Raw genomic sequence first — 3,220 nt, forward strand, 5'->3', positions numbered from 1 at the left:
GTAGAAAGTTAAGTTGGGGTATTTAATGGTAAAGAGAATAGTAAACGTAATTATAAACGGTTTATCAAGAAGTGTAAGTTATAGTCAAGAGCAAAGGGAGCATATTGAATATAGTTTGACTGTAATAACTTATGAATTAATAAAGCTTATTTTGATAGTTTTAATTTTATATATGTTAGGACTTTTAAAAGAAGGACTAGCTGTATTATTAGCAATAATAATAACTAAACCATTTATTGGTGGATATCATGAAGATAGTCAGATAAAATGTTTTTTTGCAACAATGACAATAGTATGTGGCTTGATTATATTAGGAAGAAGTATTGAATTAAATATGGTATCTATTATTATATTGAATATATTTAGTATATTTTGTATATATCATAGAGCTCCAGTAATTAATGAAAAAATGCCATTAACAAAAGAAAAGCTTATAAGAAGAAATCGGAAAATAGGTTTAGTTAATGTATCTTTATTGGCAATGCTATCAATTATTAGTTATAAAAGTACAGTATATGGTGAGCTTATATGTCTTACTAATGTTGTACAAACGATGCTAATGTTTAATAAATATAAAAGAAAGGAGTGATTATAATGAAAAGAATAGTAGCAAGTTGTTTATTATTTGTATCTACATTATTAGTAAATTCAGGGACAGCATCAATATTAACTATAGGTGTGGAAGAAATGCCAGATTCTATAAAAAAATTAAGGTAGGTTTTGACAGAAGTGATTATCAATATAGCAGACTCAATTAGTAGTTTATTACAAAGTATGGCTTTAATTTATATTTCAAATTATTGTACTAAAAAAATATATCAAAAAAGTTCAAAAGATTTAATAGCAATGGTAGTAATTTTATGGGCTATAGTTGAAATTACAACTGGACTTGTAGGAAATTCGAGTTTAGGAACAATATTCATACATTTAGTAATGTTAATTTCACTGATAATAATATTTAAAAAGGACCCATTAGGAGCAATGATAGGGTTTGGGATAGTATATATATCTATAGCAATAAATTTAATAATATGTTCTAATATTTATTTAGGATATTTACAATACATATTTTTAGATAAATATCCCGAATTAGGTATGATAATATTTATGTATCTACCACAATATATAATGGCTATTTTAATGTTATATAATAAGAATTTCATAAAGAAAATTTATAAGGTAATAAGAAGTAGGAATATATCAATAATAGCAATAGTTATTGTAACTATAGTTATGGATTTTTTAGTATCGTTTAGTGCGATAGTGCATGATAGAGATAATCCATTATTTAAAGAGTTTGTATTTATAAGTTTTTCTATCTTTATTGTTCTACTTACTTTATACTTCTTTAATATAGAAAAGAAAGCAAAAGAAATATTAAATGTAAACTTTGCTTTAGAAGAAATGAATAACGAATTAAAAAAAGTTAAACATGATTATGGAGCACAGATATCATATTTATATGGACTACACTTAATGGGACAACATGAAAGATTAGGGTCTGCTTTAAAAGATATAATCAATAACAATAGTAATGTAGCATCAGAAATTGAAATAATAAATGGTTCTGATTCTGTTATGGCGGCTATTGTTAATGGGATAGAACATAAAGGAATAAATATTATATTAGATGATCAAATTGATTTTGAAGATAGTTGTATTTCAGAAGTAGAGTTTCAAAGAGTAATTTCTAATATATTAAGAAATGCTGTTAATGTAATGAATGGAACTGGAGTAATACAAATTAAGTCATATTATAATATGAATCATATAATTGTAAAAATAAAAAATAATGGCCCAAAGATAAAAGAAGATATAATAGATAAGATATTTGATGTTGGTTTTTCAACAAAAGAGAATAGCAAAAAAGAAAATGGATTTGGACTTTCAATTGTAAAAGAAATTATTGAAGGGGCTAATGGAACTATAGGTGTATCAAGTGATGATGATTTTACCGAATTCACTATAAATATACCTAAACTTTAGACGAGCATATTTTAATACATATTGCCATTAATTCAAGGTTTTAATATTGACTTTACTTAATTATTGGCATTCAAAAAATGTTCTAAATAAAAGTATAAATTAATTATTAAATAATGAGGACTCTCATAACTAATTTTTATATGTTATGGGAGTCCTTAAATTTTAAAAGCTTGAGATTTATTTAAATTAAAAGCAGCATCAAATTAAAAAACAACAAGTATACTTTAATCATCAACAAAACATTTAGAAGAAGTGGATTTAATTAAATAGGGATAATTGGACTTTTTAAGCTCTAAGCATTTATACGATAAAGTTTATTTTTATGATTTATGGCAATAATCAAAATAAATGAATTTATAAGAGGAGTTAAACACATGAAGAGAGTGATTAAAAGAGTAACTAAAGTGTTTACTGTTAGTTTTTTATTAATAAATACATTTATATTGCCGGTAAATAGTGAAAATGTTGATTTATTTAAAGTAAAGCTTGAAGAAATAGGAATTCCAGAAGAGTATTCAAAAAATATTAGTGATCACATAGAAAACTTAGATATTAGTGCTGAAGAGTTTCAAGCAATAATGAATAATAGTAGTGAAGTGTTTTCTAGGATTGAAGAAGGTCAAGAAATAAGTGATTTTTCTTTATCAGACCTTGTTGGAATATATAGTGAAGCATTAAGAGTTGCAAATGATTTAGATATTGAAGTTAAGATTGATTCAAATAATAAGGAAGTAGAGATTAAGGATAAAGAAAATGATGAGATATTACTAAAATGCCATATTGAAGATGTAAAAAAATATTATGAGAATTATAAAAAATCACCACTCACAGATGAAGAGTATGATGATTTATTGAAGTATATAGATAGTAGTGATGATAGTATATCAAATAATAATGAAGATTCATCAGTTTCAGAAAAAAAAGATACAAATGAAAATAGTATAAATAATGATATGAATGAAGATGATACAAATATAGATAAAGTTGAAGTAAGTGATGCTAGTAATACTATAGTAAATGATTCTGAAAGTAATAGTTCGATTAATAAAGCTGATACGATTAGTCAGAAGAATAGATATAGAGTATTAAGTATTATTTATTTGGTTTTATTGTTATGTGTGCTTTTATCAATAGTGAGTAGTAAGTTATTTAAAGAGAAAGATGAAAAATGGCAATAAATAGGATATAGCCTTTTTAGGCAAAGAATGAATTTAAATATTATAACGAAAAGGGG

4 protein-coding genes are annotated in these 3,220 nt (G+C 24.6%); all 4 read left to right on the forward strand.

What is annotated here, in order from left to right; all coding sequences use genetic code 11:
* The first annotated feature begins 25 nt into the window (after positions 1–25).
* The 4 genes from TY07_RS16900 to TY07_RS16910 all read left to right on the forward strand — a co-directional run bounded on the left by TY07_RS16900 (position 26) and on the right by TY07_RS16910 (position 3,164).
* A complete protein-coding gene (locus TY07_RS16900) occupies positions 26–589 on the forward strand; it encodes an accessory gene regulator ArgB-like protein (RefSeq protein ID WP_042403020.1) in 564 nt (187 codons plus the stop codon).
* 5 nt (positions 590–594) lie between these two features.
* The gene (locus TY07_RS18780; RefSeq protein ID WP_260457835.1) at positions 595–717 is read left to right on the forward strand and encodes a hypothetical protein; all 123 of its coding nucleotides are present in this window, start codon (positions 595–597) and stop codon (positions 715–717) included.
* Positions 718–729: 12 nt separating this feature from the next.
* Entirely contained in the window at positions 730–1,986 is a 1,257-nt protein-coding gene (locus tag TY07_RS16905; protein ID WP_242833281.1) for a sensor histidine kinase, read from the forward strand.
* Between the two features lie 374 nt (positions 1,987–2,360).
* Entirely contained in the window at positions 2,361–3,164 is an 804-nt protein-coding gene (locus tag TY07_RS16910; RefSeq protein WP_042403023.1) for a hypothetical protein, read from the forward strand.
* Positions 3,165–3,220: the final 56 nt, after the last annotated feature.

The organism is Clostridium saudiense (assembly GCF_000577815.1).
GTDB classification, from domain to species: domain Bacteria; phylum Bacillota; class Clostridia; order Clostridiales; family Clostridiaceae; genus Clostridium; species Clostridium saudiense.

Excerpts from the sequence above, each read along its gene's own strand:
- TY07_RS16910 (WP_042403023.1), top strand. The coding sequence starts at position 2,361 with ATGAAGAGAGTGATTAAAAGAGTAACTAAAGTGTTTACTGTTAGTTTT.
- TY07_RS18780 (WP_260457835.1), top strand. The coding sequence starts at position 595 with ATGAAAAGAATAGTAGCAAGTTGTTTATTATTTGTATCTACATTATTA.
- TY07_RS16900 (WP_042403020.1), top strand. The coding sequence starts at position 26 with ATGGTAAAGAGAATAGTAAACGTAATTATAAACGGTTTATCAAGAAGT.